This window comes from Mesorhizobium sp. P2_C5_2 (assembly GCF_056404535.1).
Window position 1 is genome coordinate 814,341 of sequence record NZ_JBFUDV010000005.1, and the last position, 25,827, is coordinate 840,167.

Sequence of the window (25,827 nt, forward strand, 5' to 3'; positions counted from 1 at the left end):
AAACGTTTTGCAGGCCGTCTGACCTCCAGTCCGGCCCGCCGGCTCAGCCCGCTCCGCAAGGGGCGGGCTTTTTCAGTCGTTTTTGTTGACCATGATCTTATCCGAAAACCGGCTTCGACTTTTCGGGATCATGGTCTGGATATCAATCGTTGAGCGGCTTGCCGAGGCGGCCCGCCAGATCCTGGGTGAACTGCCAGGCGACACGGCCCGAGCGGCTGCCGCGCGTTGTCGCCCATTCCAGCGCTTCGGCGCGCAGCTGCTCCGGGTCGATCTCCAGCTTGTGATGGCTGGCATAGCCGTTGATCATGTCGAGATATTCGTCCTGCGAACATTTGTGGAAACCAAGCCACAGGCCGAAACGGTCGGACAGCGAAACCTTTTCCTCGACTGCTTCGGATGGATTGATGGCGGTCGAGCGCTCATTGTCGATCATGTCGCGCGGCAACAGGTGCCGGCGGTTCGAGGTGGCGTAGAAGATGACATTGGCCGGGCGGCCCTCGACGCCGCCTTCAAGGGCTGCCTTCAGCGACTTGTAGGAGGTGTCGTCATGGTCGAAAGACAGGTCGTCGCAAAACAGGATGAAGCGAAAGGGCGCTGCCTTCAACTGGCTCATCAGCCTGGGCAGCGTGTCGATGTCCTCGCGGTGGATCTCGATCAGCTTGAGCGGCAGATCGGATTTGGCTTTGGCGTTGATCTCGGCATGCACGGCCTTGACCAGCGAGGATTTGCCCATGCCGCGCGCGCCCCACAACAACACATTGTTGGCAGCGTGGCCGGCGGCGAAGCGCTCGGTGTTTTCGACCAGAATGTCGCGAACGCGATCGACGCCGCGGATCAGGTCGATGCCGACGCGGTTGACCTTGCGGACCGGCTCGAGATAGCCGGGATCGGCCTGCCAGACAAAGCAGTCAGCCACGGCAAGATCCGTTTGCGGCACCGGCGGCGGGGCGAGGCGGATGACCGCCTCGATCAGGCGGTCGAGCTTCTGGTTCAGGGCCTCGATGGTGCTGTCGGTCATGTCTCGGTCTTTGTTTGTTTCTGCACGAACGTGCGCAGGGGGAAATCGTGCTGGTCCGGGCGAGATAGAAACGGGTTCCAAGCTTTTGTTTGAGCATGATCTTTTGCGAAAATCACGCTCGCCATCCGGGAGCATGCTCTAACACGGGTCAACCGGCCGGAAAAGCAGCCGAAAGCCGGGCCGCGCAGTTGCATTGGCAACTTTACCCACTATATTCCGGCCAAATTTGGCGAGGCCGCCTCATGGCCTTCTTCGTAACCAGGAGTTCTTGATGTTCGTCACACCGGCATACGCCCAAGCCACGGGAACTCCGCTTGGTCCGTTCGGGGATATCGGCATGATACTCCCGTTCGTGCTGATCTTCGTGATTATGTATTTTCTCATCATCCGGCCGCAGCGCGCGCAGCTGAAGAAGCGCCAGGAGATGATCTCGGCGGTGCGTCGCGGTGATACGGTCATCACCGGCGGCGGCTTCGTCGGCAAGGTGACCAAGGTGATCGACGACAATGAGCTCGAGATCGACCTCGGCGGCGGCACCAAGGTGACGGCGCTGCGCTCGACGATCGCCGATGTGAGGGTCAAGGGCGAGCCGGTGGCCAACCAGAACGCCAAGAAGTAATCTCCACAGGCGATAACGGGTCTTCGGGCGGCGCGGTCCGCCAGCAACAGGCAACGCCATATGCGGTTTTCGCGCCTCACGAAGGGCCTGACCTGGCTGGTTGTTGCCGTCGTGGTGGTGTTTGGCGTGTTCGTTGGCGCGCGCTCCGTTGAGCCCGACGGCACGTTCGATAAGCTTCTTGCCTGGCTGCCGAAGCGTCAGACGAGTTTCGAGAAGCAGGGCGGTTCGCAATTCCTGCTCGAGGTGGACAAGGACGATTTGATCAAGTTCCGTCTCCAGGCGGTGCTTGATGATGTCCGCTCAACGCTGCGCGATGCCAAGATCGGCTATCGGGGCCTTTTCGTATCGGGTCGCGAGTTCAAGGTTCACATCTCCGATCCGGCTGAGATCGATGCCGCCAAGACAGCCCTGAAAATATTCACCGACCCGATCGCCGGGAATAGTCCCGTCAAGGAATTCGCGCTCGATGAGCCGGAACCGGGACTGCTAAGGCTTGCGCTGACCGATGAAGGCGTGAAGCTGCGGACGTCGATGGCGATGGTGCCCTCGATGGAAACCGTCCGGCTCCGGGCAAGCGCAGGCGCTCCCGAACCGATCGTGCGGCAGCAAGGCGATGACCGTATCCTCGTTCAGGTACCGGGCCTACAAGACCCGCAAAGGCTCAAAGAAATTCTCGGCCGGACCGGCAGGCTGACATTTCAGGTGATCGATACCTCCTGGCCGGTCGAGGATGCCCTCAAGAACCGGCCGCCGCGAGGCTCTTCGGTGCTATTTTCTCAAGACGAACCGCCGGTTCCCTATCTGGTCGAAGATCGCGTCATTGTTTCCGGCGACAACATCGTCGATGCCCAGGCGGTATACAACATGGCCATGAATGAGCCTGCCGTTTCGTTCCGGTTCGACGCCAAGGGCGCGGCGCGGTTCGGAGAGGCGACCTCGCAGAATGTCGGCAAGCCCTTCGCCATCATTCTGGACGGCCAGGTGCTTTCGGCTCCCGTCATCCGCGAGCCGATCCTTGGTGGCACCGGCCAGATATCGGGCAACTTCACCAAGGAAAGCGCCGATGATCTTGCCTTGATCCTGCGTTCCGGCCCGATGGCGGCAACACTGAAAATAGTCGACGTACGCACGATAGCGCCCGGCGGCGTTCAGAATTAGAATAGCGACCGGCGGAGGCTATCGACGCCCAGCGCGATCCCGGCGGCGGCGCCAAATTGACCTTAGCGCGCTCGACAATCGACGATGTGCGGGGTAAGGGCGAGCCGGTGGCAAATAACAACGCCAAGAAATAACCGAATTGTCGGCGGAACGATCCGCCAGCACGCCCTGACGGACAACGCCATATGCTGTATTTTTCGCGCCTGAAGATGATCCTGATCTGGCTGGCTGTCGCCGCCACGTTCATCCTTGCCGCGCCCAATCTCTTCCCGGCCAGCACATTGGCGCAGTTGCCCAGCTGGGTGCCGAAGCGGCAGATGACGCTCGGTCTCGATCTGCAGGGCGGCTCGCACATCCTCTTGCAGATGGACCAGAACGATCTGGTCAAGGCGCAGCTGGAGACGACGCGCGACGAAATCCGCACGCTGCTGCGCGACGCGAAGATAGCCTATACCGGCCTTGGCGGCACCGGCAGTACCGTGCAGGTGCGCATTACCGACCCAACCCAGATCGATGCGGCCAAGACGGCGCTGAAGCCACTGACCGATCCGGTCGCCGCCGGCCTGTTCACCGGCGGCTCCATCCAGGAAATGTCGCTGGATGATTCCGAAGCCGGCCTGTTGAAATTCACCGTCACCGACGCCGGCATCAAATACCGCACCTCGGCTGCGTTGGCGCAGTCGATCGAAGTCGTCGAGCGTCGCGTCAATGAACTCGGCACCACAGAGCCGATCGTCCAGCGGCAGGGCGACGATCGTGTGCTGGTCCAGGTGCCGGGCCTGCAGGATCCGCAAAGGCTGAAGGAAATCATCGGCCAGACCGCCAAGATGACGTTCCAGATGGTCGACACCTCGATGTCGGTGCAGGACGCCCTCAATGGCCGCCCGCCGGCGGGCTCCTCGGTGCTTTATTCACAGGACGATCCGCCGGTTCCTTATCTGGTCGAGAATCGCGTCATTGTTTCGGGCGAAGATCTCGCCAAGGCGACGGCAACCTACAACTCGCAGAACAACGAGCCGGTGGTTTCGTTCACCTTCAATTCGCGCGGCGCGACCCGGTTCGGCCAGGCGACGCAGCAGAATGTCGGCAAGCCGTTCGCCATCATCCTCGACAATCAGGTGATCTCGGCGCCGGTCATTCGCGAACCGATCCTTGGCGGCAGCGGCCAGATTTCGGGCAATTTCACCGCTGAAAGCGCCAATGATCTCGCCGTGCTGCTGCGCGCCGGCGCGCTGCCGGCAAAGCTGACGGTGATCGAAGAGCGCACCGTTGGCCCAGGCCTCGGCCAGGATTCGATCCATGCAGGCAAGGTCGCCGGCATCATCGGATCCATTCTCGTCGTCGCCTTCATGTTCGTCGCCTACGGCCTTCTCGGCTTCCTCGCCAACATCGCGCTGGCCGTGCACGTGGCGATGATCGTCGGGCTTTTGTCGCTGCTTGGCGCAACGCTGACCTTGCCCGGTATTGCCGGTATCGTGCTGACCATCGGCATGGCGGTCGATTCCAACGTGCTGATTTACGAGCGTATCCGCGAGGAGCGACGCGCCGGCCGTTCGGTGATCCAGTCGATCGACACCGGTTTCACCAAGGCGTTGGCGACCATCGTCGATTCCAACGTGACGTCGTTGATCGCCACGGTGGTGCTGTTTTATCTCGGCACCGGCCCGGTCAAGGGCTTCGCCATCACCTATGCCATCGGTATCCTGACCACGGTGTTCACCGCCTTCACCTTCACACGCCTGCTGGTGTCGATCTGGCTGCGCCGCGCACGTCCGAAGGAACTGCCGCGCGCGCCGGTGACCTTCGTCCCGCCCGGCACCAAGATCCCGTTCATGGGCATTCGCCGCTGGACCTTCGCGCTGTCCAGCCTGCTGTCGATCCTGTCGGTGGTGCTGTTCTTTACGGTCGACATCAATTACGGCATCGACTTCAAGGGCGGCTCGATCATCGAGGTGCAGTCCAAGCAAGGCGACGCCGATATTGGCGATATCAGAAGCCGGCTGTCGGAACTCAACATCGGTGAAGTGCAGGTCCAGCAATTCGGCGCGCCGAATGACGTGTTGATCCGCGTCGGCACCCAGGATGGTGGCGAGAACGCCGAGCAGACCGTCATCGACAAGGTGCGCGGCGAACTGCAGGATACTTATGATTTCCGCCGCGTCGAAGTGGTGGGACCGACGGTTTCGGGCGAATTGGCGAAGCAAGGCACCATCGCCATGCTGGTCGCGCTGATCGGCATCCTGGTCTATGTCTGGTTCCGGTTCGAATGGCAGTTCGCGGTCGGCGCCATTGTGGCGACGGTGCACGATGTGGTGATGACGCTGGGCTTCTTCGTCATCACCGGGCTCGAGTTCAACCAATCGTCGCTGGCGGCGATCCTGACCATTATCGGCTATTCGCTCAACGACACCATCGTCGTCTATGACCGCGTTCGAGAAGATCTGCGAAAATACAAGCGGATGCCGCTGCCGCAATTGCTGAACAATGCCATCAACGAGACGCTGTCGAGAACGACGCTAACCTCGGTGACGACCATCCTGGCGCTGCTGGCGCTGGTGCTGTTCGGCGGCGAGGTGATCCGCTCGTTCACCATGGCGATGCTGTTCGGTGTCGTCTTTGGCACCTATTCGTCGATCTTTATCGCAGCACCCTTGCTGATCCTGTTCAGGCTCAGGCCGCAGGCGACGGCCGACGAGGAGAAGCCGGTTGGTGGCGGCAAGGCCGTGGCGACCTGACGGCCACCCCGGTGGCAAAAGGCATCGTCATTCGCGAAGCGCATTTCCCCGGGCGCGCGCCGATCGAGGCCTACGGCAATGGCGGCTTTCGCTTCGCCGACATGTCGCATCGCGGCTCGCTGCTGTGCCTGCCCTCCGGTATCCATGGCTGGGAGCCGGCCGATCCTCTGGCGCTGACGGCGGCCGATTTCGGCTTGCTGCTGGCCGAGGCCGGCAAGGTCGAGATCCTGCTGGTAGGCATGGGCAAGGATTTGCGGCCCTTGCCGGCGGCACTTCGGGCGGCGCTGAAAGCGGCGGGCATTGCCTCCGACCCGATGTCGACCGGAGCGGCGGTGCGCACCTACAATGTGCTGCTCGCCGAAGACCGCGCCGTGGCCGCGGCGCTGATCGCCGTCGACTGACGTGACCGATACCGCCAACATCGTCATGGAGGCGGTGCGCGCCGGCGACCATGATCGCTATGTTAGTGCACTCTACGCACCCGCCGACAAGCGCGAGGCGCTGTTTTCGCTTTACGCCTTCAATGCCGAGATCGCGTCTGTCCGCGACCGCATCCATGAGGCATTGCCGGGCGAGGTGAGGCTGCAATGGTGGCGCGATGTCATCGCTGCCGAGGCCGCAGCCACCGGCAACCCGCTCGCCGATGCGCTGAAGGCGACGATTGCCGCCCACGGTCTGCCGAAAGCTGCTTTCGACAACATGCTCGAAGCCCGCATCTTCGACCTCTATGACGATCCGATGCCGTCGCGCACCGATCTCGAAGGCTATTGCGGCGAGACGGCGGCGGCGCTGATCCAGCTGGCGGCGATGGTTCTCGATCCCATTGCAGCGCCGCGATTTGCGGAACTGGCGGGCAGGGCCGGCTGCGCCCAAGCGATGACCGGCTTGTTGCTGTTGTTGCCGCTGCATCGCCGGCGCGGGCAATGCTTCGTGCCGGCCGATATCCTGGCGGCGGCGGGCTCGTCGCCGGAGGAGTTTGTCAGCGGCGATGGCGGTCTCGGCGCGGCGCGGGCGGTGGCTGCAATGGTCGCGCTGGCTCAGGAGCATCTCGGCGCGTTCGAGCAAGGGGCATCCGCGCTTCCGGGGACGCTGCGCCTTGCATTTCTGCCGCTCGCCTTGACCCGCGCCTATCTCGACAAGATGAAGGACGGTCGCCAGTCGCCTCTGGCCGGAGCGGTGCGGCTTTCGGCCTTGCGCCGGCATTGGCTGCTGCTCAGGCGCGCGACGCGGGGCTGGCCAGCCATTTGACGTAAACGTCAATCGTGCTAGGACTCCGTCGGCCCGAAATCGTCGCCAAAAGACGCGACCGGTCTGGAGGAGATTTCTGTTCATGAACCTGCCTGTGCTGGTTGCACTCGTCACTGTCGGCATTGCGCTGTCGGTCCTGGCCGTGCACTTCACCGGCGGCAGCAGGATCGCGACGCTTGCCGGCGCGGATCAGGCGCTTAGCCGTTTCGCCGATGATTTTCCTGACGAGAAGGCTTCTGCCTTGCGCCTGACGGCTGATGGCCGGACGGCGTTCCTCGACCTCGGTCCAGCCCGCAGCGGCATCGTCCACAGCGTCGGCGACTGCTTTTTGACCCGCATCGTCACGCCGCATGACATCAAGGCCATTGACCTCGATGAAGACGGCGCGATTTCGCTGAAGTTGGCCGACTTTACCTGGAAAGGCGGACGCTTCGCCTTCGCCGACAAGGCTGACGCCAGGGCTGTCGCGGCGGCGCTTGGGCCGCACAATCCGAGCCAGGCGAAGGAAGCCGCGTGATGGACGACTTCAATTTCCCGCAGGTGACCCAGCTTGCCATCCCGTTCTTCGTCGCCGCCATCCTGATCGAGCTGTGGCTGGTGCGGACCGGCCGTGCCAAGGGGTCGTTCGAAACGCGCGACACGCTGACCAGCCTGATGATGGGCACCGGCAATGTCGTTGCTGGCCTGCTGCTCGGCGTCGTCTCCTATTGGGCACTGCTGTGGCTGTGGCAGTTTCGTTTCTTCAATCTCGGCCTGTCGGTGTGGGTGTTCCTGGCCGCCTTCCTGCTCGATGATCTGCGCTACTATGTCTATCACCGCATTGCGCACCGGGTGCGCTGGGTGTGGGCCGAGCACGTCAACCACCATTCCAGCCAGCACTACAATCTCTCGACGGCGCTCCGGCAAAGCTGGACCGGGCTGTTCACCTTCATGTTCGTGCTGCAGGCGCCTTTGGTGCTGCTCGGCTTCCATCCGGCGGTCATCGCCTTCACCTTCGGCTTCAATCTCGTCTGGCAGTTCTGGATCCACACCGAGGCGATCGGCAAGATGTGGGGCTGGTTCGAATTCATCTTCAACACGCCTTCGCATCACCGCGTCCATCATGCCACCAATCCGCGCTATCTCGACGCCAACTATGCCGGCACGCTGATCATCTGGGACCGCATGTTCGGCACCTTTGTCGCGGAGTTGGAGGAGGACCGGCCGCGCTACGGCATCGTGAAAAATCTCGGCACGTTCAATCCGCTGAAAGTGGCGTTTCACGAATGGATCGGCATGTTTAGGGATGCCTTTGCGCCGGGGCTGACGATGCGTGATCGCATCAACTACCTGATCAAGCCGCCGGGCTGGAGCCATGACGGTTCGCGCGAGACTTCGGAGACGCTGAAGGCGGCGTATGTCAGGCGCAATCCGGGGGAGGCGGGTAAGCCGGGGCTGCCGATGGCGGGTGCTGAGCCGGCGGAGTAGCGCTAAGAGGGTTCGCTCGAGCCGCCGTCGCGCATCAGCGTCTCATAATCGCGACCGCCGTAGAAGATGTTGACGATGCGGACGAGATCGTCGGCGATGACATAGACAATGACGGCCGAGTGCTCGAAAGGGACCATTCGCAACCCGGGCGAGATATCGTCGCGGGAGCGACCGCCGCGCGGTGCATTGCCGATACTCTGGCAGCGGTCTTCAATGCGCAAGGTGAACTTCAGCGCGGCGTCAGGACTTCCGCCGGCGTCGACGATATGTCTGAAAATATCGGCCAGATCGTTCCTGGCGCTTTCGCCGTATTCAACATCAAGGCGCTGTATCATCGCTACGGCTCGAATATTGAGCGGCGAGCTCCCGAAGATGGTCGCGAACCTTTTCCCCCGAATGGCTTGGCCGCGTATCCTCGATCGACGCCTTTACTCGCGCTCGTATCGAGGCCAAGCGTTCGGCGTGCTCTTCTTCCTCGCGCTGGAAGGCGCGAAGGGCTGCGCGAATGACTTCGCTCGCTGATCCGAAGGAGCCATCCTCGACCTTTTCGCGGATCATGCGCGCCATTGCGGGGGTAACGGTGACGGACAGTTTCTCGGCGGATTCCATGGAACGGCTCCCATCGGGCAGAAAGTAGGATAGTATCCTACTCCTTGCCGTGAGTCCATCCGAAAGGCTCGTTACTCGGCAGCTTGCGCTTGTGCCGGCAGCCCCAGCCATTGCCGGCAATCGGCCTGGGCGCGCGAGGTGATGGCGTGGCGCTTGGCCACCGTCTTGTCCTTGCCGCGCAGGCGTTTGCCTTCGGTCTTCGGCGCTTCGACCGGCGGGAACAGGCCGAAATTGACGTTCATCGGCTGGAAGGAGCGTTTTCCGGGCTCATCGTCGGAGACGATGTGGCCGCCGGTGATGTGGTTCAGCAGCGCGCCGAAGGCGGTGGTGAGCGGCGGCAGCGACAGCTCATAGCCGAGACGCTCGGCGGCGGCGAAGCGGCCAGCAAGCAGGCCGATGGCTGCACTCTCGACATAGCCCTCGCAACCGGTGATCTGGCCGGCAAAGCGCAGGCCGGGCCGCGACTTCAGCTGCAGCGAAGCGTCGAGCAAGGTCGGCGAGTTGATGTAGGTGTTGCGATGCAGGCCGCCCAGCCGGGCGAAGTCGGCGTTTTCCAAACCCGGAATGGTGCGGAAGACGCGCACCTGCTCGGCATGCTTCAGCTTGGTCTGGAAACCGACCATGTTGTAGAGCGTGCCCAGCGCATTGTCCTGACGCAGCTGCACCACGGCATAGGCTTTGACCGTCGGATTATGGGCATTGGTCAGCCCCATCGGCTTCATCGGCCCGTAGCGCAGCGTCTCGACGCCGCGCTCGGCCATGATCTCGATCGGCAGGCAGCCGTCGAAATAGGGCGTGCCTTCCCACTGCTTGAATTCGGTTTTCTGGCCGTCGACCAGCGCCTGCACGAAGGTGAGATACTGATCCTTGTCCATCGGACAGTTGATGTAGTCCTTGCCGGTGCCGCCGGGGCCGATCTTGTCGTAACGTGACTGGAACCAGCAGGTGTCCAGGTCGATCGTGTCGAAATGGATGATCGGGGCGATGGCGTCGAAGAAGGCAAGCGCGTCGGCGCCGGTTGCCTCGGCGATCGATTGGGCGAGCGAAGGCGCCGTCAGCGGGCCGGTGGCGATGATCGCCTGGTCCCACTCCGCCGGCGGCAGGCCCGGCACTTCCTCGCGCTGGATGGTGATCAGCGGGTGGGCTTCGAGTTTTTTCGTCACGGCGTCGGAGAAGCCGTCGCGGTCGACGGCCAGTGCCCCGCCGGCCGGCACCTGGTTGGCGTCGCCGGCGCTCATGATCAGCGAACCGGCCAGCCGCATTTCGGCATGCAGCAGGCCGACGGCGTTGTTCTCGGCATCGTCGGAGCGGAAGGAGTTGGAGCAGACGAGCTCGGCCAGACCGTCGGTCTTGTGGGCATCGGTGCCGCGCACCGGGCGCATCTCATGCAAAATGACGGGAACGCCGGCTTGCGCTGCCTGCCATGCGGCTTCGGAGCCGGCGAGGCCGCCACCGACGATGTGGATTGGATTTTTGCTCATGAGCGCCGGAATAATCGCTTGGCGCGCCGTTTGCAATTGGCCGGCTGCGAGCCTGTGTTGTTGCCGTCGCCCTAACCACTCCGCCAGACCGTCTGTTTACACAGCAGGAAAATAGGGATATTTCATATCCTTAATAGTCTCGATCGGTACGACCCGGAATCCATTGATGATCCTGAAAAGCCAAGTCGAATGGGCGCTGCACTGCTGCGCCATTCTCGCGGGCCTGCCTGCAGGGCGGTATCTCTCCACAAAAGCGCTCGCCGAGTTTCACGGCCTTCCCAAGGAGTATCTCTCCAAGGCGCTGCAAAGTCTGTCGCAAGCGGGTCTGGTGGATACCACGCTCGGCCCATCGGGCGGATACCGGTTGGCGCGGCCGCCGGCAGAGCTGACCTTCCTTGAGATCGTGGAAGCGGTGGAGGGCAAGGCGCGGACATTTGTGTGCACCAACATCCGCGAAAACAATCCGTGCCGTCCGCAGGGCTATTGCGAAAGCGGCCCCTGCGCGGTGTCGCGCATCATGTGGGAAGCCGACGAGGCCTGGCGGGCAAAACTGCGCAGCGTCAGGCTTTCCGACCTCACCGAAGCGCTGGCGCAGGAGATCCCGCCAGAGCTTTGGAAGGACAGCTTCGAATGGGTGCTAGAGCGCGCCGGATGAACGTGAACGCATGACCGTTGCGGGCGGCTGGTCAGCCGTCGCCGGCAATACGACGGCATAGCTCTGGGGCGACATCGCAAGGAACAGACCATTCGCCTCGCAGTGGCGATGGACAAGGTCGATCACCTCATTCCTGGCGAGCAACCGGTCGCCCGGACCGGCCACGCAAAAGAGCAGGTCGATCCCGATTGCCACCGCGTCGATCTCCTTGAGCGCGACGAGTGGTGCCGGCTCCTTGACGATCCGTTGGCATTTCTGGAGAGCCGCGTGCATGGCCTCCTCGATGATGTGCGGCGCGTGCGTCGCCGCAATCCGCACGTTCACGCTGATCAGCTGCCTCTCATCGGGACGGCTGAGATTGGTCAGGCTGACTTTCGCCAACACGCTGTTGGGCAGAACGACGATGATGTTGGCGCCGGTGAGCAGGTGGGTGGAGCGCCAGGTTGTTTCGACGATGCGTCCTTCCGTACCGTCGCTCAGCATGATCCAGTCACCGAGCGTGTAGGGCCGGCCCAGCGTCAGCGCGATACCGGAAAAGACGTCACCAAGCGTGTTCTGCAGCGCAAGCCCGACAATGATGGCAACCACGCCCGATGTCGCCGCCAACGTTGCGACGGGAACTCCGAAGACGAAACCCGTTATCGACAGCGCCACGCCGAGATAGATAACAGCGACGGCCAGTTCCTGGAGCAGGCGCGCTTCTCGCGGCCGGTGTTCGACGACGATGTAGAGGCGCACAAAGCCGACAAGCGTCCAGGCAAGGTGTATCCACCAGAGGACGCGCGCCGACTTCGCCAGATACGCGCCCGCGCCTTGGATATCTGTGAGATCTGTCTCAGCCACCCAATGCGGCAGGATACCGCTGAAGCCGAGCACCGCGGTCATGCCGGCGAAGAACAGGATCTGGACGATCAGGCGTGCCATCGGACGCCCACGGCCCTGGAAACACCAGACGACAATGCCGGCAAGCCCCAGCAGATTGATCAAGACCAGGGCAAGGGAGTGATGATCGCCGAACATGGGTCCCCGAAATGATGCAAGCTCACGAGCAAGGCCGGGCGTCTGGAGGCGCCCGGCCTCTTCGGCCTATTTCGTGACCGGATAGGTCAATTCCTTCTGAGCGGTATCGACGACGAAGACGGCCAGCAGTTTTGCGGGCTTCGTCTTGCTGCCGTTCTCGCTCACGCTGTGGCGATCGCCCGGCATCTCCGAAAAGCTCTCGCCGGCCTTGTAGATCTTGGCCGGATCGTCATTGACCTGGCTGCGGATGGAGCCTTCCAGAACCGTCGCATAGATGAAGGCCGAGCTCGGATGGGTGTGGGCCTCCGAGTAGCCGCCGGGGCCGTATTCGACGAGGATGCCCTTGATGCTCTTGCCCGGCGCATTCGGCAGTTCATGCTCATAGACGAGGGTGACCTTGGCAGCTTTTTCGCCAGCGGGATGGGTATCTGTGGCTCCGGCCGGGCCAGCCACAGCGGCCGTCACGATGAGGGCAGCGACGATTGATTTGATCATTTCGAAACTCCTTTTGGGGGTGAGCAGTGTGCTGCGCCTGGGCTGAGGCGCAGCGCGACGGTCATTTCCGCGCCGCGGTGGCGAACCACTGCTCGAAGGTGACGTGGCCAAGGCGAGGATTGTTGTCGGAGACGAGCGAATTGTCGTTCAGCCGCGCGCCGAAATAGAGCGCCTCGGGATCGGCCACGACCTTGCGGGGATCGCCGACAGCCTTGAGGTAGCGGGTGACGAGTTCGCTCATCCGCACGCGCTCCGGACCCGAAATCTCGATCATGCCGTTGATCGGCGCGGCGAGCGCGACACCGGCCATGAAGTCGGCGACGTCGTCGGATGCGATAGGCTGCACATAGGCCGGCGACAGATGCACGGCTTCGCCGACTGTGCCCGACTTGGCGATGCCGGCGAGGAATTCCATGAACTGCGTGGAATGAACGATTGTGTAGGGAATGCCGGACGCCTTGATCAGCTGTTCCTGGACGAGTTTGGCGCGGAAATAGCCGCAGTCCTGCAGGCGTTCGGTTCCGACAACCGAGAGCGCGATATGGTGCTTGACCCCGGCAGCCTTGCCTGCCGCGAGCAGATTGCGGCCGGAAATCGTGAAGAAATCCATGGCGGCCTTGTCCTCGAAGGAGGGTGAGTTGGCGAGATCGATCACGACCTTGGCGCCGGCCAGCGCCTCTATCAGGCCCTCACCGGTGATGGTGTTGACGCCGGTATTCGGGGCGGCGGCGATCACCTCGTGGCTTTGCTTGCGCAGGCGTTCGGTGGTTTTGGTGCCGATGAGGCCGGTGCCACCGATGATGACGATTTTCATGATGCTCTCCGTTTGCGGGATGGGTTGCCTCTGGGAACGCGTTAGTTCAGGCCGGCCTTGTCGAGGCCGTAGAACTTGTCCGCGGAGCCGGGCACGGCCTTGAAGGCAACACTGACGCGGTTCCAGGCGTTGATGGCCATGATCGAGAAGGTCAGGTCGGAGATTTCCTTTTCCGAAAGCTGCCCGCGCACACGCTCATAGAGGTCGTCGGGAATGCCGCCTTCGGGGAGTTTGGTGACGGCTTCCGTCCAGGCAAGGGCGGCGCGCTCACGCGGAATGAACAGGGTCGATTCCCGCCAGACAGCGACATGGTAGAGCCGCAGTTCGCTCTCGCCATGGATCTTTGCTTCCTTGACATGCATGTCGAGGCAGAAGGCGCAGCCATTGATCTGCGATGCCCTGATGTGGACGAGATCGCGGATCTTCTCTTCGATAGCGCTGTGCGCCTCGGCCATGCTGAGGTCGGAAAGCTTCTTGAACAGCTCGGGCGATTGTTGGGCGGCGTTCAGGCGCGATGTCATGGCTTGTCCTTCTGACGGATTTGAGGATATGTTGTGTCCTTAAGGACAATTAATATCCATAATAGCTGGACAGTAAAGCGCCTACCGCCTAGGATGCGGACATAAGGCATATGTCGAAAGGTAATGAGGTTGAGGATGGACGTCGTATCGGCGTTGCGAACGTTCCTGCGGGTGGCGCAGACAAGGTCCTTCTCCGCGGCCGCGATCGACCTCAACCTGACGCAGCCGGCCGTATCCCGGCAGGTCTCGGCGCTGGAAGCGCATCTGAAGACGCGCCTTTTGCATCGCACGACGAGCGCGCTTGCCTTGACGGTGGAGGGCGAACAGATGCTACCGATGGCGCTGCGCGTGGTGGAGGCGGTGGACGCGCTGGGCGAAGTGAGTGGAGCCGAAGGCGCAACCGTGTCGGGAAAAGTGCGGCTTAGCCTGCCCACGCCGCTCGGGTTGTTTATCGGCGACCGCCTTGCAAGGCTGCTGGAGAGCCATCCATCTCTCGCCGTCGACCTGATCTTGCGGGAGGAACCGTCAGATCTCGTCGCTGATGCCATCGATCTCGAGGTACGCCTCGGGCCGGTCGGCGACAGCAGCCTGATGTGCCGCCGGATCGGCTGGACGACGGCCTTTCTGGTGGCCTCGCCATGCTATCTCGAAGGGCGGGATACACCGCGAGCACCGCAAGACATCAGGGATCATCGCTGCATTTGTTACAGCCGTGCCGGCGATGGCCGGTCATGGTCGTTCTCCGACGGGGCGGATGATGTTGTTCTGCGGGTTGAGCCTCGCCTGGTCGCCAACAATTCAATGGCCGTCCATCGGGCAACGCTGGCGGGAGCAGGGCTTGCGGTGCTGTCCCATATCCTGGCCGGGCCGGACATCGAGAAAGGCAGGCTGGTCAAGGTGATGCCGGATTTTCCGCCGACGCGGCTGCCGATCAACGTCGTCTACCCGTCGCGCAAGAACATGCCGTTGCGCGTGACGACGGTGCTCGACTTTCTTGTCCAGTCTGTCCGCGACGATGCTCTCATGGCGGCCTAGGCGCCTTGGTCGACGGCGTACTCAGCTGAAAACCTGCCCTAGAAACAACAACACCCGCCGCGGGAGGAGGTGCGGCGGGTGTCGTTTTGGGGGCCGATCCTCGGGAGGAGGTGGGGATCGGCCGTATTCGTCATCGCCGGGGAGGAGGTCGGCTTTGACGAAATTCCTTTCGCCGGATCTAGGGAGGCGAAATCCCTGGAAGACGAACTACGTTCGCTTCGGAAACAACGCCCGCCGCGGGAGGAGGTGCGGCGGGCGCCGTTTTGGTGGTCAACCCTCGGGAGGAGGTGAAGGCTGACCGTATCCGCCAGGGTCGGGGAGGAGGTCGACCCTGGCGAAATTCTTACTTAGATCGTCGCCTTGCGGGCGATGATCTTGATCTCGTCGCGGACGATACCGAGATCATGGAGCTGGCGGTTTGAAAGGCGACCCAGCTCGGTAACCGTGTCGCGATAAACGCGCCAGTTACGATAGTTGCGGATCAGGTTCATTGTCGTTCTCTTTTTCAAAACAGGTTCGGACCATTTGCGATCCGAAGGGGATTAGACCGCCTTGCGGGCGACGTAGTGGATGTCGCTGCGGCTGATGCCGAGGTCGGTCAGTTCACGGGTCGACAGGCGGCTCAGCTCGGAGACGGTGTCCCGGTAGCGGCGCCAGTTGCGGTAGTTGCGGATCAGGTTCATGGTAGTACTCGTTTCGTCTTTCTTCGGATCATTCCGTTTGTGTACGAATGGAAAATAGGTGGGACTATATCGATTTAAAAGTGCCATTGACGCATGGCAGCAATGCAAATTGTGCAATGCAACATTAACGCCCGTTCACGGCTTGGGCATAAAGAAACCCGAATCGGAAAATGCCGTAGCGTCAATAATTTGACCCGATCGGCTGTCAGAAAGACCAAACTGGGGGAGACGCGGCATGGCGAGCTATTCGTCACGGGCGAGGGCCGATATCGGGCGGTGGCTGCAGGCCGGCCTGATCGATGCGCCGACGGCCGGTGCGCTGACGCGCGACATCGAGGCAAACGAACGTAAATCGCTGAGCTTCGGCACCATCCTGGCGATGATGGCGGCGCTGCTGTTTGGCGCCGCGATCCTGTTGTTCGTCGCTTCCAACTGGGACGCCATCCCGCGGCTGGTGCGCGTCGCGGCGCTGTTTGCCGTCATTCTTGCTGGCTATGTCGGCGGCGCACTCTTGAAGATGCGCGACCAGGCGGCGATCGGCGAGGCGCTGTGGATCGTGGCCGCCGCGGCCTTCGGCGGGTCGATCGCCCTGATCGGCCAGATGTACCATCTCACGGGCGACGAGGCCTCGGCCATCGTCACCTGGGGCATCGGCACGGCGCTTGCCGCGGTGGCGTTGCGCTCGAACCCGCTGACCGTCGCTGCGGTCGGCATATCGATTGCCTGGCTGTTCGTGCGCGAGTTCGACTTCTACAACCGCACCGAATTCCCGAATTTCTTCGTCATCATGGCGCCGGCGCTGTTTGTCGTCTCGTTCTGGACGCGTAGCCAGCCGGCCCGCCACCTGATCCTGCTCTCGGTCATTTTCTATATCGCGGTGCGCGGCATGGATCACAACACGCTGCTGCTGGCCATCCCGCTGGTCGTGGTGTCGGCGTTGCTGTTTGCGGTCGCGATCTTCGCCGCCGAGCCGGTCGACAGGATTTTGCAGCTCGGCGGGCGGCTGCCCTTGCACGCTTTGATCGGCTTTCTGACCGGCCTGGCCATGATCCAGCTCGAGCTTGGCGATCATAGCACCTTCAATGGCGGCTTTGCCATCGCTTCGGTCGTGGCACTGGCCGGCATTGTCGCGGCTATCATGCTGGGCGGGCGCGAGAGCAGGGGGCTGCGCTGGGTCGCCTATGCCGGCTTTGCCTTCGAACTCGCCATCATCTACGTGGTGACCTTGCAGTCGATGCTCGACACGGCCGGCTTCTTCCTCGCCGCAGCGGTGCTGTTCGGCATTCTGGCCCTTGTCATCATCCGCGTGGAAAAGCGCATGAAGGCCCCGGAAGGAGCGGCAGCATGATATCGGGAAAGAAACTTGTCATCTCGGCGCTGGTCCTGGCGCTCGTCCAGATCGGCTTCCTGAGCTGGATCATCGCCGGCCGCGCCGCAATCCTGCAAAACGGCAAGGAAGTCTTGCTGAAGATCGAGCCGGTCGACCCGCGTGATCTGCTGCGCGGCGATTATATCATCCTCGGCTACGAGATATCGCGCTTGCCGGTGAAACTGATCGCCAACATTGCGGCCGGCCAGACCACCAGCGACAACATGCCGATCGTGGTTCGGCTGAAGCCGGGCGCCGACGGCTACTGGCATGCGACCACGGCCTGGTTCGGCAAGGCGCCGACGCCGGCAGCCGCCGACGAAGCCGATATTGTCGGCCAGGTCGCGCCGGGCTGGACGCTTGACCCCGAATCCACGATCGCGCCGCAATACGGCATCGACCGCTTCTACCTGCCGGAGGGCCAGGGCATGGCGATCCAGAACGACATGCGGGTGCGGCCATTCGGGGTGCGCATTGCGCTCACCGCCAATGGCGAGGCGCAGATCAAGGCGCTGATGGACGGCGACAAGACAATGTTCGAGGAACCGCTCTACTAGAATTGACGACTGGAATTCATTTCAGGGCATGGGTTTCGGCAAAGATCGATCGCTTCGCCCGCATGCAACAAGGTCCGGGCGAAGAACCATGACGATTACGCTGACGACGCGCGAAGACATCAATCTCGACTCTGTGTTTTGTGTCGCCTGGAAAAACGACACGATCGAAATCGGCGACAAGGCCTTGCAACGCATTGCCGAATGCCGCGCTTCATTCCTCAAACTCATCGAATCCGATCCGCCGCCCGTCATCTATGGCGTCACCACCGCCATGGGCGAGCTGGCGAGCCGAAAGCTCGAACGTGACGAGCGCGACCGCCATGCGCGCATCAAGGCATATGCCGCCGCCACATCCTTCGGCGAGCCGCTGCCCGAGCGCGTGGTCAGGGCAATCGTGCTGGCCCGTCTCACCAATTTCATCGAAGGCAATGCCGCCACCACGCCGCGTATCGCGCGGGCGGTTGCCGCGATGCTCGACGGCGGCTCGATGCCGGTGGTGCCGTCGCAGGGGCAGGGCGGCGCCGGCGAGATACTGGCGCTCTATCCGCTGTTTGCCGAGCTTACCGCTGGCTTCGATCTCGAAGTGAAGGAGCGGGGTTCGCTGATCAACGGCTCGCCTTGTGCGGCAGCCCTGGTCGCCGACGCGGCTCTGGCGGCGCGCCGACGCGTCGACATGGCGCACAAGGTGTTTGCGCTGTCGATCGAGGCGTTTCGTGCGCCGCTCGAACATTATGATGCCGCGCTCGACGGGCTCTGGGGCGACGAACACGAAGCGACGGCCTTGCGCGGGTTGCGGCAGTTTCTGGTCGGCGCAGGCGACGGGCGGCGCAACTATCAGGCGCCGGTCAGCTACCGCATCGTGCCGCGCGTGCTCGGCCACGCGCATCGCGCGCTGGCGAATGCGGAGCAGGCTGCGACTGTTTCGCTGGCTTCGATCTCCGACAATCCGGTCTATATCCCGCCCGACGATGCGCACCCGCTGGGACGCTGCATCTCCACCGGCGGCTATCATAATGCCATGGCGACGCCGGCGCTTGATGATCTGGCGGCGATCTGGGCCGATCTCTGCCTGCTCTGCGACCGCCATGCGTCCAAGCTGCTGAACGGCAAGGTGTCGCTGCTGCCGGACCTGTTGATGACCGGGCGGCATTGGGCCGACAGCGACGGCCACGGCAATGTCGGCTATGTCCCGATGGCAATCACCGGCTATCTCGAACAGGCCAAGCTTGCGGCGCAACGCACCTTCATTCCGGGAACGGAATCGGCTGGTGCGGGCCAGGATGATGTCGCCACCACGGCATTCTTCGCCTGGACCAAGGAAGCAACCGCCGGCCGCTGCCTCGACGCGGCAATGGCGATGCTGGCCATGATCGCCTCGCAGGCGCTGCACGTGACTGAACGCGCCGCGCCGCCGGCGCTGCAGTCGTTCGTGGCCGATATCAGGAAGATCGTCCCGCCGGTCGATGCCGACCGGGTGCTGGGACCGGAGCTGGCAAAATTGAGCGAGTGGTTCACCGGCCAGGTGTTTGAAGTGTAGGGCGTCGCGCCAGTCCTCCTTCGCCAAGGCTTCGGAGGACACCCTTCAGTCTCTCAAGCTTCAGGGTGGCCCGCCACCCGAAGCTCGAAAGAGCGAAGGGTGGTGCGGGTAGAGGGACTCGAACCCCCACGCTTTCACGCCAGAACCTAAATCTGGTGCGTCTACCAATTCCGCCATACCCGCGTGGCCCGGCAATCCCATGTAGCCATCATTCTGTCAATGTCGGGGCGAAAATGGCATCAATTCGCTGCAACGCGAAGATGGTTGAAAATTAGCCTCGCCTGTGACAAAAGGCGTGTCAAATGTGACGGGACGCGCCGATCCGCTTCTGCAGAATGTGATAAGAAGTAGGAAAAACAAGAACTTATTCACATCTTGGAACGCAGTTTGGAAGAGTTTGGGCCGTAATTTCGGTCAAATCGCCAGGTTCCGTACCAAAAGCCATTCCCGGCAAGATTGTACCGGCAGGCTGTGAACGGCAAAGCGCCGTGGCAGTCTCTTTGGTGAAGATAAAGGTTTTACGATGCAGGTCACCGAAACGCTCAACTCCGGTCTCAAGCGCGAGATCAAGATCACCGTGCCGGCCGGTGATATGGAAGCCAAGCTTATGGCGCGGCTGTCCGATGCCCGCGACAAGGTCCGCATCAACGGCTTCCGTCCGGGCAAGGTGCCGGTCCAGCACCTCCGCAAGGTTTATGGCAAGTCGTTCATGGCCGAAGTGGTCAACGAGATCCTCAACGATTCGACCCGTTCGATCATCACCGGCCGCGGCGAAAAAGCCGCCATGCAGCCCGAAGTGATCATGACCGAGGACGAGAAAGAGGCCGAGAAGATCCTGGCCGGCGGCGCCGACTTCGAATTCCGCCTCAACTACGAGATCATCCCGGCGATCGAGATCAAGGATTTCTCCGACATCAAGGTGACGCGCCAGGTGTTCGAAGTGCCGGACAGCGAGATCGACGAGCAGGTCCAGCGCGTCGCCGAATCGGCGCGCAGCTTCGAGCCGAAGACCGGCAAGGCCGCCGAAGGCGACCGCGTTTCGATCGACTATCTCGGCAAGATCGACGGCGAGGCCTTCTCTGGCGGCGCCGGCACCGACCAGCCGCTGGTTCTGGGTTCCAAGGAATTCATCCCGGGTTTTGAGGACCAGCTCGTCGGCTCCAAGGCCGGCGACGAAAAGCAGGTCACGGTCACCTTCCCGGAAAACTACCAGGCAGCACATCTGGCCGGCAAGGAAGCCACCTTCGACGTCACCGTCAAGGAAGTGTCCAAGCCCGGCGCGCTGGACATCAATGACGAGATGGCCAAGAATCTCGGGCTGGAATCGCTGGAGCGCCTGCGCGACGTGGTGCGTGGCCAGATCGAGAACCAGTTCGGTTCGATGACGCGCCAGAAGGTCAAGCGCCAGCTGCTCGACCAGCTTGACGCGGCCTATTCGTTCGAAGCGCCGTCGAAGCTCGTAGACGCCGAGTTCAACAACATCTGGACCCAGGTCAACCGCGATCTCGAAGCCGCCGGCCGTACCTTCGCCGATGAAGAGACGACGGAAGAAGAGGCACGCGCCGAATATCTGCGCCTTGCCGAGCGCCGCGTGCGTCTCGGCCTGGTTCTGGCCGAGATCGGCGAGAAGGCCGGCGTCACCGTTTCGGACGAGGAATTGCAGCGCGGCCTGTTCGAGCAGGTGCGCCGCTACCCGGCCAACCAGCAGCAGGAAGCCTTCGAGTTCTACCGCAGCAATCCGGAAGCGTTGAACACGTTGCGCGCGCCGATGTTCGAGGAGAAGGTCGTCGACCATCTGCTCAGCCAGATCTCGGTCACCGACGTCAAGGTCAGCAAGGAAGAGCTGATGGCTGACGACGAAGAGGCCGATACGGCCAAGGCCAAGCCGGCGAAGAAGGCTGCTGCCAAGAAGGCCGACAAGGCTGAAAAGGCCGACGACGCGGAAGAGTCCAAGAAGAAGGCCGCGCCGAAGAAGAAGGCCGCCAAGGACGCCGAATAAGCGCCTGAAGACAAGATCAGAAAAGGCCACCCTTGAGGCGGCCTTTTTCGTTGTGGCGGATGTGCCTTGAGCCACCGCGGACCACCTAGAGCGTTTCACCGTTTCATGGAAACGGCGAACCGCTCTATGTATTTGTTCTTACGCAATTCCCAAGGGAAAGCGCTACGCGCTTTTCCCGGGAAAACCGCTTCACACTTTTCCTGGAATTGCTCTAAACCTTTGTACGGTCGACCTGTTCTACCTGCCGGCCAGATTCTGTGGTAGACAGGTGCCGCAATTCAATTTGGGGGAGAAAGCGGAGACTCTGTTCTGCCGTGCAAGGCGCATGCTGACGGTATCGGCATGCGCAAATCGTCTCAGGCAAATTTGACGATCAGGGAGGAAATGCCATGCGCTTGGTTGCGTTTTTCGCCGTCGTGTCTGTTGCAACCTTCATCGCCAATCCATCGCGGGCACAGGATGCTGCGGCGGGCGAGAAGGTCTTCACCAAATGCAAGGTCTGCCACGTCGCAGACGTAGACACGAACAAGATCGGTCCTTCGTTGCACGGCGTTATCGGCCGGACGGCCGGCACGCATCCGGATTTCAAATACTCCGAGGCCATGATCGCCGCCGGCGCATCCGGCGTCAAATGGGATGAACCGACGCTGACGACGTACCTTCACGATCCCAAGGCCATGGTGAAAGGGACGAAAATGACGTTTCCCGGCCTCAAGAAGGACGAGGACGTCGCCAACGTCATTGCCTATCTGAAGCAATTTTCCCAGTAGCCTGGCTCTTCGGCCGGCTAGGCTACCCGTTTTCCATCGATGGTCGTCTCAAATGTCGGTCAAGGAAAGCCTCAAGGATACCAGCGTCCGCCTCTCGGAAGCGACGACCGGTGATTTCTTTGCGCTCTTGAAACCGCGGGTCATGGCGCTTGCAGTCTTTACCGCTTTCGTCGGTCTGATGGTGGCGCCCGGCGCGATGAACCCGGTCATTGCCGTGATCGCAATAGGCGCGATTGCGGTTGGAGCGGGAGCGGCCGGAGCGCTCAACATGTGGTACGACGCGGACATCGACGCGCTAATGTCGCGCACGTCAAAGCGGCCGGTTCCGTCAGGCCGCGTCGCTCCCGGCGAAGCTCTCGGCTTCGGCCTGGTGCTTTCCGCGCTTTCGGTCATGACGCTCGGCGTGCTGGTGGGCTGGCTTGCTGCGTCTCTGCTGGCCTTCACCATCTTTTTCTACGTCGTCATCTATACGATGTGGCTGAAGCGCTCGACGCCGCAGAACATCGTCATCGGCGGCGCGGCGGGTGCCCTTCCTCCGATGATTGGCTGGGCGGCGGCCACTGGCGCCATCGGCATTGAAAGCCTCATCCTGTTCCTGATCATTTTCCTGTGGACGCCGCCGCATTTCTGGGCGCTCGCGCTGTTCAAGGCTGGCGACTACGCTGCTGCCGGCGTCCCGATGATGCCGAACGTGGCCGGCCAGGCCTCGACCAGAAGGCAGATCTTCGCCTATTCACTGCTCCTGGCACCAATCGGCGTGCTGCCCTGGGCGTTCGGATTCACGAGCGGGGTCTATGGGATCGTTTCGGCTGCATTGGGCGTGGGCTTCATCTGGCACGCCTGGAAGGCTCTGGTCGTCCCCGACAAGGAGATGAAGCCGGCAAAGGCGCTGTTTGCCTATTCGATTTTCTATCTTTTCGCGATCTTTGCCGTACTGCTTGCCGACACCATCGCGATGCGCGCGTTCATGTCAGCCGGAGGTTGACAGCTTTACCGCTGTTCTCGGAACCCTCGCCGGTCGAGACGGCAGGTCGGTGATCGCTGCACCGAAAACCTTGCACGCCAGGATCGGCTCACGATGGTAGAGCACAGAATCCCAGGATCAGTAGAGCGACGACGCCGAGGCCGAGCAGCAGAATTGTTTTTCCGTCCATGACCTCACCTTCGATTGGAGAGGATATCGAAGAAAGGCCTCAAGAGCCAGCGTATGGCCTTCCGAGCCCTTGTGACAAAAGGGCGACAAGTTCCAGGCAATGGAGTATGTTGATTGCGGTGCAGGTCGCGGTTTTGCGTGGCCAGTCATGCAGAACGGCAGCACCGTGAAACCGCGACCTTACCGGACCTGGTCTGGAGGAACGGCATGACAAGTTTTCACGTGATTGCAGGCGCCAGCGAAACGCTGGAACACACCAAAATTCGAAAAATCGGTGTTTCCGATCTTTTCGATGCGCTCAAGGGCGGTGTTGACGATTTCATGGTCAAACCGTCGCACATCGTTTTTCTCTGCCTGATCTATCCGCTTGTCGGCGTCGTGCTCGCTGCCTGGACTTCGGGCGCCAATGCGCTGCCGTTGTTGTTTCCGCTGGTGTCCGGCTTTGCGCTGATCGGTCCATTCGCAGCGATCGGCCTTTATGAGATCAGCCGCAGACGAGAAGCCGGGCTCGACACCTCCTGGCGACACGCTTTCGAGGTCAGGAACTCTCCGGCCCTGCCAGCCATCGCGGCGGTCGGGATCATGCTGGTTGCAATCTTCATCGCTTGGCTTTTGACGGCGCAGGTGTTCTACCAATATCTCTTCGGCCCGGCTCCGCCGGAATCGATATCCGGCTTCATCAATGAAATATTTGCCACCGGACGCGGTTGGTCTCTGATTATCCTGGGGCACGCCATCGGCTTCGTCTTCGCCGTGGTGGTGTTGTGCACGACGGTCGTCGCCTTCCCATTGTTGCTCGACCGCGATGTCGGCGCCTACGAAGCCATCCACACCTCGGTGCGAGCGGTGCTGGCAAACCCGATCCCCATGGCCGTCTGGGGACTGATTGTCGCCGTCGCCCTGATCATCGGCTCGCTGCCGGTGTTTGCCGGGCTGGCGGTGGTGCTGCCGATCCTCGGTCACGCCACCTGGCATGTCTACCGCAAGGTTGTGGAACCGCCGGTCAGGCCGACGAGTTGACGATATCCGGCTGGGCTGCACCGGCGAGAGTGCCGGTGCAGACGGTTGATTTTTTCAGTAGGCAGCGTGGCTGAAGCGGGCGTGACGTGCGTCCATGGTCAGGTTGCGGAAATCCTTGCCGCTCACATGCACCAGCGTCCTGTGGTCGCCGCCCTCGAAATAGATGTCGGCGGCTTCGCCGAGGCTGTCGTCGAGGATCACCGGGACATCGTAGGCCGCGCCGATCGGTGGAATGGCGCCGGTGTCACAATCGCCGAAGAGTGAGACCACCTCGTCTTCGGAGGCGAGTCCAAGACGCCTGTCCATGACGTCCTGCAGTGTACCGAGCTCGATTCTGTGCGTGCTTGGGACCACGGCCAGCGCATAACCGAGTTCGTGGTGAACGACCACCGATTTGGCCATCATGCTGCCGGGCACATGCGCGGCAATGGCGGACTGCCTGCTCGTCGATGTGCGATGATGGGCGACGGTGTCGTAGGAGATTCCTCTCCCGTCAATGTAGTCCTTCAGTCTGTTTGCGATCGTCATCTTCGGCCTCCCTGCTGGAGTTCGCGGCGCATTGGAAACGAAGGCAATCATTCTCCTCCGATCGTTTCCGATAATAGCAAGATGGATCAGCCGCCGCTTGTTTCAAGGCAGCAGCAACTCGACCCGGACCGCAGTCAGGATCCTGCGGTTCCTGACTGGAAATGCCGCGGGCGAAGCCTCAAATCCGGACTGTGCGTCAGGGCCCGGGCCCGAAAAACGACATCCGGGTGAGAAGCGTGTAATCCGCTTCGAACAGCATCATCGCCACGAACACCAGTATCAGAACCGGCGGCAGGATGATCGCATAGGCCAGCGCCAGCCGCTCCCAGGCCATGTGCATGAACACGGCGACGATCAGCCCCGCCTTGAGGATCATGAAGATCAGGATCAGCGACCATCTGAGATAGCCGTGGAGGCCGAAGTAATCGACCAGATAGGAGCAGGTGCTGAGTATGAACAGCCATGCCCAGACCACCATATAGAGCTTGATCGGGTGTTCCTGATGAACCTCCGCCTGGGCGACGCCGGTCGCTGGCGCGTCATGCGCATGGGCAGCGTGAAGTGCGTGTTGCCCAAGCCCGTTTGCGGTTGCTTCAGCCATGTCAGCCTCTCACCAAAGATAGAAAAATGCGAAAATGAACACCCAGACCAGATCGACGAAATGCCAGTAGAGTCCCATGATTTCGACGTTCTCGTAGCGACCCCTGCGGCTGGTGAAGAAGCCGGGACGTCCGACGTCGTAGTCTCCACGCCAGACCTTTCGCGCCACGATGATGAGGAAGATCACCCCGATCGTCACATGCGTGCCGTGGAAGCCGGTGATCATGAAGAAAGTCGAACCGAATTGTGCCGCGCCCCAGGGATTGCCCCACGGCCGTACCCCTTCGGTGATCAGCTTGGTCCATTCGAAGGCCTGCATGCCGACGAAGGTGGCGCCTAGCGCTGCCGTCAGAAGCATGAGGATTGCCGTTTTGCGGCGGTCGCGGCGATAGCCGAAATTGACGGCCATCGCCATCGTTCCGCTGCTCGATATTAGCACGAAGGTCATGATGGCGATCAGGATCAGTGGAATATCCGAACCGCCGATGCGAAGCGCAAAGACCTCGCTCGGATTGGGCCACGGCACGCGCGTGGAGACGCGCGCGGTCATATAGGAGAGCAGGAAGCAGCCAAAGATGAAGGTGTCGCTGAGCAGGAAGATCCACATCATGGCCTTGCCCCAGGACACGTTCTTGAACGCGCGCTGATCCGAGGACCAGTCGGCGGCGATGCCTTGCCAGCCTGCGGGCCGCGACTCCGTTTGGCCGGTATGCGTCAGTGTCGTTTCTGCCATGCT

General features: G+C 61.8%; 29 protein-coding genes and 1 tRNA gene. 16 read left to right on the forward strand and 14 right to left on the reverse strand.

The genetic code is table 11. The features are described from left to right. Positions 1 to 142: 142 nt before the first annotated feature. Complete coding sequence (locus AC1D1B_RS22400; RefSeq protein ID WP_477334567.1) at positions 143 to 1,018, reverse strand: ATP-binding protein; 876 nt, start codon at positions 1,016 to 1,018, stop codon at positions 143 to 145. Between the two features lie 271 nt (positions 1,019 to 1,289). Between AC1D1B_RS22400 and yajC the strand changes: the two genes are divergently transcribed. The 7 genes from yajC to AC1D1B_RS22435 all read left to right on the forward strand — a co-directional run bounded on the left by yajC (position 1,290) and on the right by AC1D1B_RS22435 (position 8,245). Beyond that, entirely contained in the window at positions 1,290 to 1,637 is a 348-nt protein-coding gene (gene yajC, locus AC1D1B_RS22405; RefSeq protein ID WP_023667680.1) for a preprotein translocase subunit YajC, read from the forward strand. 60 nt (positions 1,638 to 1,697) lie between these two features. Continuing rightward, the gene (locus AC1D1B_RS22410) at positions 1,698 to 2,795 is read left to right on the forward strand and encodes a SecDF P1 head subdomain-containing protein (protein WP_477334568.1); all 1,098 of its coding nucleotides are present in this window, start codon (positions 1,698 to 1,700) and stop codon (positions 2,793 to 2,795) included. 185 nt (positions 2,796 to 2,980) lie between these two features. Continuing rightward, positions 2,981 to 5,530: a protein translocase subunit SecDF gene (gene secDF, locus AC1D1B_RS22415; protein WP_477334569.1), complete on the forward strand. Its 2,550-nt coding sequence runs from the start codon at positions 2,981 to 2,983 to the stop codon at positions 5,528 to 5,530. Positions 5,531 to 5,541: 11 nt separating this feature from the next. Next, complete coding sequence (locus AC1D1B_RS22420; protein WP_477334570.1) at positions 5,542 to 5,931, forward strand: Mth938-like domain-containing protein; 390 nt, start codon at positions 5,542 to 5,544, stop codon at positions 5,929 to 5,931. Between the two features lie 25 nt (positions 5,932 to 5,956). Next, entirely contained in the window at positions 5,957 to 6,778 is an 822-nt protein-coding gene (locus AC1D1B_RS22425) for a phytoene/squalene synthase family protein (protein ID WP_477334892.1), read from the forward strand. 82 nt (positions 6,779 to 6,860) lie between these two features. Further along, entirely contained in the window at positions 6,861 to 7,295 is a 435-nt protein-coding gene (locus tag AC1D1B_RS22430) for a hypothetical protein (protein WP_477334571.1), read from the forward strand. Next, positions 7,295 to 8,245, forward strand: a complete 951-nt coding sequence (locus tag AC1D1B_RS22435) for a sterol desaturase family protein (RefSeq protein WP_477334572.1) — start codon at positions 7,295 to 7,297, stop codon at positions 8,243 to 8,245. The genes AC1D1B_RS22430 and AC1D1B_RS22435 overlap by 1 nt, the downstream gene beginning before the upstream one ends. Before the next feature lie 2 nt (positions 8,246 to 8,247). Here AC1D1B_RS22435 and AC1D1B_RS22440 read toward each other — a convergent pair whose 3' ends face one another. The 3 genes from AC1D1B_RS22440 to trmFO form a co-directional block, all read right to left on the reverse strand. Next, on the reverse strand, positions 8,248 to 8,580 hold the full coding sequence (locus tag AC1D1B_RS22440; protein ID WP_477334573.1) for a type II toxin-antitoxin system RelE/ParE family toxin: 333 nt from the start codon (positions 8,578 to 8,580) through the stop codon (positions 8,248 to 8,250). Then, positions 8,564 to 8,854 carry a type II toxin-antitoxin system ParD family antitoxin gene (locus AC1D1B_RS22445; protein WP_477334574.1) on the reverse strand — a complete coding sequence of 97 codons (291 nt, stop codon included), beginning with the start codon at positions 8,852 to 8,854 and terminating at the stop codon, positions 8,564 to 8,566. The genes AC1D1B_RS22440 and AC1D1B_RS22445 overlap by 17 nt, the downstream gene beginning before the upstream one ends. 71 nt (positions 8,855 to 8,925) lie before the next feature. Beyond that, a complete protein-coding gene (gene trmFO, locus AC1D1B_RS22450) occupies positions 8,926 to 10,335 on the reverse strand; it encodes a methylenetetrahydrofolate--tRNA-(uracil(54)-C(5))-methyltransferase (FADH(2)-oxidizing) TrmFO (protein WP_477334575.1) in 1,410 nt (469 codons plus the stop codon). Positions 10,336 to 10,501: 166 nt separating this feature from the next. Here trmFO and AC1D1B_RS22455 point away from each other — a divergent pair, with 166 nt between their 5' ends. Next, positions 10,502 to 10,990 (forward strand): RrF2 family transcriptional regulator, encoded by a 489-nt coding sequence (locus AC1D1B_RS22455; protein WP_477334576.1) that lies wholly within the window; start codon positions 10,502 to 10,504, stop codon positions 10,988 to 10,990. Here AC1D1B_RS22455 and AC1D1B_RS22460 read toward each other — a convergent pair. From AC1D1B_RS22460 to AC1D1B_RS22475, 4 genes are all read right to left on the reverse strand, one after another. After that, a complete protein-coding gene (locus AC1D1B_RS22460) occupies positions 10,973 to 12,010 on the reverse strand; it encodes a mechanosensitive ion channel family protein (protein ID WP_477334577.1) in 1,038 nt (345 codons plus the stop codon). The two genes, AC1D1B_RS22455 and AC1D1B_RS22460, sit on opposite strands and share 18 nt — an antisense overlap. Before the next feature lie 66 nt (positions 12,011 to 12,076). Then, the gene (locus AC1D1B_RS22465; protein ID WP_477334578.1) at positions 12,077 to 12,505 is read right to left on the reverse strand and encodes a cupin domain-containing protein; all 429 of its coding nucleotides are present in this window, start codon (positions 12,503 to 12,505) and stop codon (positions 12,077 to 12,079) included. Positions 12,506 to 12,566: 61 nt separating this feature from the next. Beyond that, positions 12,567 to 13,319 (reverse strand): SDR family oxidoreductase, encoded by a 753-nt coding sequence (locus tag AC1D1B_RS22470; protein WP_477334579.1) that lies wholly within the window; start codon positions 13,317 to 13,319, stop codon positions 12,567 to 12,569. A 41-nt stretch (positions 13,320 to 13,360) separates the two neighbouring features. Then, positions 13,361 to 13,840, reverse strand: coding sequence for a carboxymuconolactone decarboxylase family protein (locus tag AC1D1B_RS22475; RefSeq protein ID WP_477334580.1), 480 nt, complete (start codon positions 13,838 to 13,840; stop codon positions 13,361 to 13,363). 135 nt (positions 13,841 to 13,975) lie between these two features. Here AC1D1B_RS22475 and AC1D1B_RS22480 point away from each other — a divergent pair, with 135 nt between their 5' ends. Next, positions 13,976 to 14,875 (forward strand): LysR family transcriptional regulator, encoded by a 900-nt coding sequence (locus AC1D1B_RS22480; protein ID WP_477334581.1) that lies wholly within the window; start codon positions 13,976 to 13,978, stop codon positions 14,873 to 14,875. A 347-nt stretch (positions 14,876 to 15,222) separates the two neighbouring features. Here the strand turns inward: AC1D1B_RS22480 and AC1D1B_RS22485 are convergent, their stop codons facing one another. Together AC1D1B_RS22485 and AC1D1B_RS22490 are read right to left on the reverse strand one after the other, a co-directional pair. Next, positions 15,223 to 15,366, reverse strand: a complete 144-nt coding sequence (locus AC1D1B_RS22485; protein ID WP_142865062.1) for a DUF1127 domain-containing protein — start codon at positions 15,364 to 15,366, stop codon at positions 15,223 to 15,225. Between the two features lie 51 nt (positions 15,367 to 15,417). Continuing rightward, on the reverse strand, positions 15,418 to 15,558 hold the full coding sequence (locus AC1D1B_RS22490; protein WP_091596947.1) for a DUF1127 domain-containing protein: 141 nt from the start codon (positions 15,556 to 15,558) through the stop codon (positions 15,418 to 15,420). Between the two features lie 235 nt (positions 15,559 to 15,793). Between AC1D1B_RS22490 and AC1D1B_RS22495 the strand changes: the two genes are divergently transcribed. From AC1D1B_RS22495 to AC1D1B_RS22505, 3 genes are all read left to right on the forward strand, one after another. Next, entirely contained in the window at positions 15,794 to 16,906 is a 1,113-nt protein-coding gene (locus AC1D1B_RS22495) for a DUF2157 domain-containing protein (RefSeq protein ID WP_477334582.1), read from the forward strand. Further along, the gene (locus AC1D1B_RS22500) at positions 16,903 to 17,484 is read left to right on the forward strand and encodes a GDYXXLXY domain-containing protein (RefSeq protein ID WP_477334583.1); all 582 of its coding nucleotides are present in this window, start codon (positions 16,903 to 16,905) and stop codon (positions 17,482 to 17,484) included. The genes AC1D1B_RS22495 and AC1D1B_RS22500 overlap by 4 nt, the downstream gene beginning before the upstream one ends. A gap of 88 nt (positions 17,485 to 17,572) precedes the next feature. Beyond that, positions 17,573 to 19,021, forward strand: a complete 1,449-nt coding sequence (locus AC1D1B_RS22505) for an aromatic amino acid lyase (protein ID WP_477334584.1) — start codon at positions 17,573 to 17,575, stop codon at positions 19,019 to 19,021. Positions 19,022 to 19,121: 100 nt separating this feature from the next. Here the strand turns inward: AC1D1B_RS22505 and AC1D1B_RS22510 are convergent. Further along, a tRNA-Leu gene (locus tag AC1D1B_RS22510) sits at positions 19,122 to 19,204 on the reverse strand. A gap of 340 nt (positions 19,205 to 19,544) precedes the next feature. Between AC1D1B_RS22510 and tig the strand changes: the two genes are divergently transcribed. The 4 genes from tig to AC1D1B_RS22530 all read left to right on the forward strand — a co-directional run bounded on the left by tig (position 19,545) and on the right by AC1D1B_RS22530 (position 23,963). Beyond that, on the forward strand, positions 19,545 to 21,020 hold the full coding sequence (gene tig, locus AC1D1B_RS22515; protein ID WP_477334585.1) for a trigger factor: 1,476 nt from the start codon (positions 19,545 to 19,547) through the stop codon (positions 21,018 to 21,020). 389 nt (positions 21,021 to 21,409) lie between these two features. Beyond that, positions 21,410 to 21,790 (forward strand): c-type cytochrome, encoded by a 381-nt coding sequence (locus AC1D1B_RS22520; RefSeq protein ID WP_477334586.1) that lies wholly within the window; start codon positions 21,410 to 21,412, stop codon positions 21,788 to 21,790. Positions 21,791 to 21,842: 52 nt separating this feature from the next. Next, complete coding sequence (locus tag AC1D1B_RS22525; protein WP_477334587.1) at positions 21,843 to 22,775, forward strand: heme o synthase; 933 nt, start codon at positions 21,843 to 21,845, stop codon at positions 22,773 to 22,775. Positions 22,776 to 23,150: 375 nt separating this feature from the next. Continuing rightward, complete coding sequence (locus AC1D1B_RS22530) at positions 23,151 to 23,963, forward strand: DUF2189 domain-containing protein (protein ID WP_477334588.1); 813 nt, start codon at positions 23,151 to 23,153, stop codon at positions 23,961 to 23,963. A gap of 54 nt (positions 23,964 to 24,017) precedes the next feature. Here the strand turns inward: AC1D1B_RS22530 and AC1D1B_RS22535 are convergent, their stop codons facing one another. The 3 genes from AC1D1B_RS22535 to AC1D1B_RS22545 form a co-directional block, all read right to left on the reverse strand. Then, positions 24,018 to 24,491, reverse strand: coding sequence for an aminoacyl-tRNA deacylase (locus AC1D1B_RS22535; protein ID WP_436260332.1), 474 nt, complete (start codon positions 24,489 to 24,491; stop codon positions 24,018 to 24,020). A 196-nt stretch (positions 24,492 to 24,687) separates the two neighbouring features. Beyond that, the gene (locus AC1D1B_RS22540) at positions 24,688 to 25,092 is read right to left on the reverse strand and encodes a cytochrome C oxidase subunit IV family protein (RefSeq protein WP_477265424.1); all 405 of its coding nucleotides are present in this window, start codon (positions 25,090 to 25,092) and stop codon (positions 24,688 to 24,690) included. Between the two features lie 9 nt (positions 25,093 to 25,101). Next, positions 25,102 to 25,824, reverse strand: coding sequence for a heme-copper oxidase subunit III family protein (locus tag AC1D1B_RS22545; RefSeq protein WP_181056108.1), 723 nt, complete (start codon positions 25,822 to 25,824; stop codon positions 25,102 to 25,104). Positions 25,825 to 25,827: the final 3 nt, after the last annotated feature.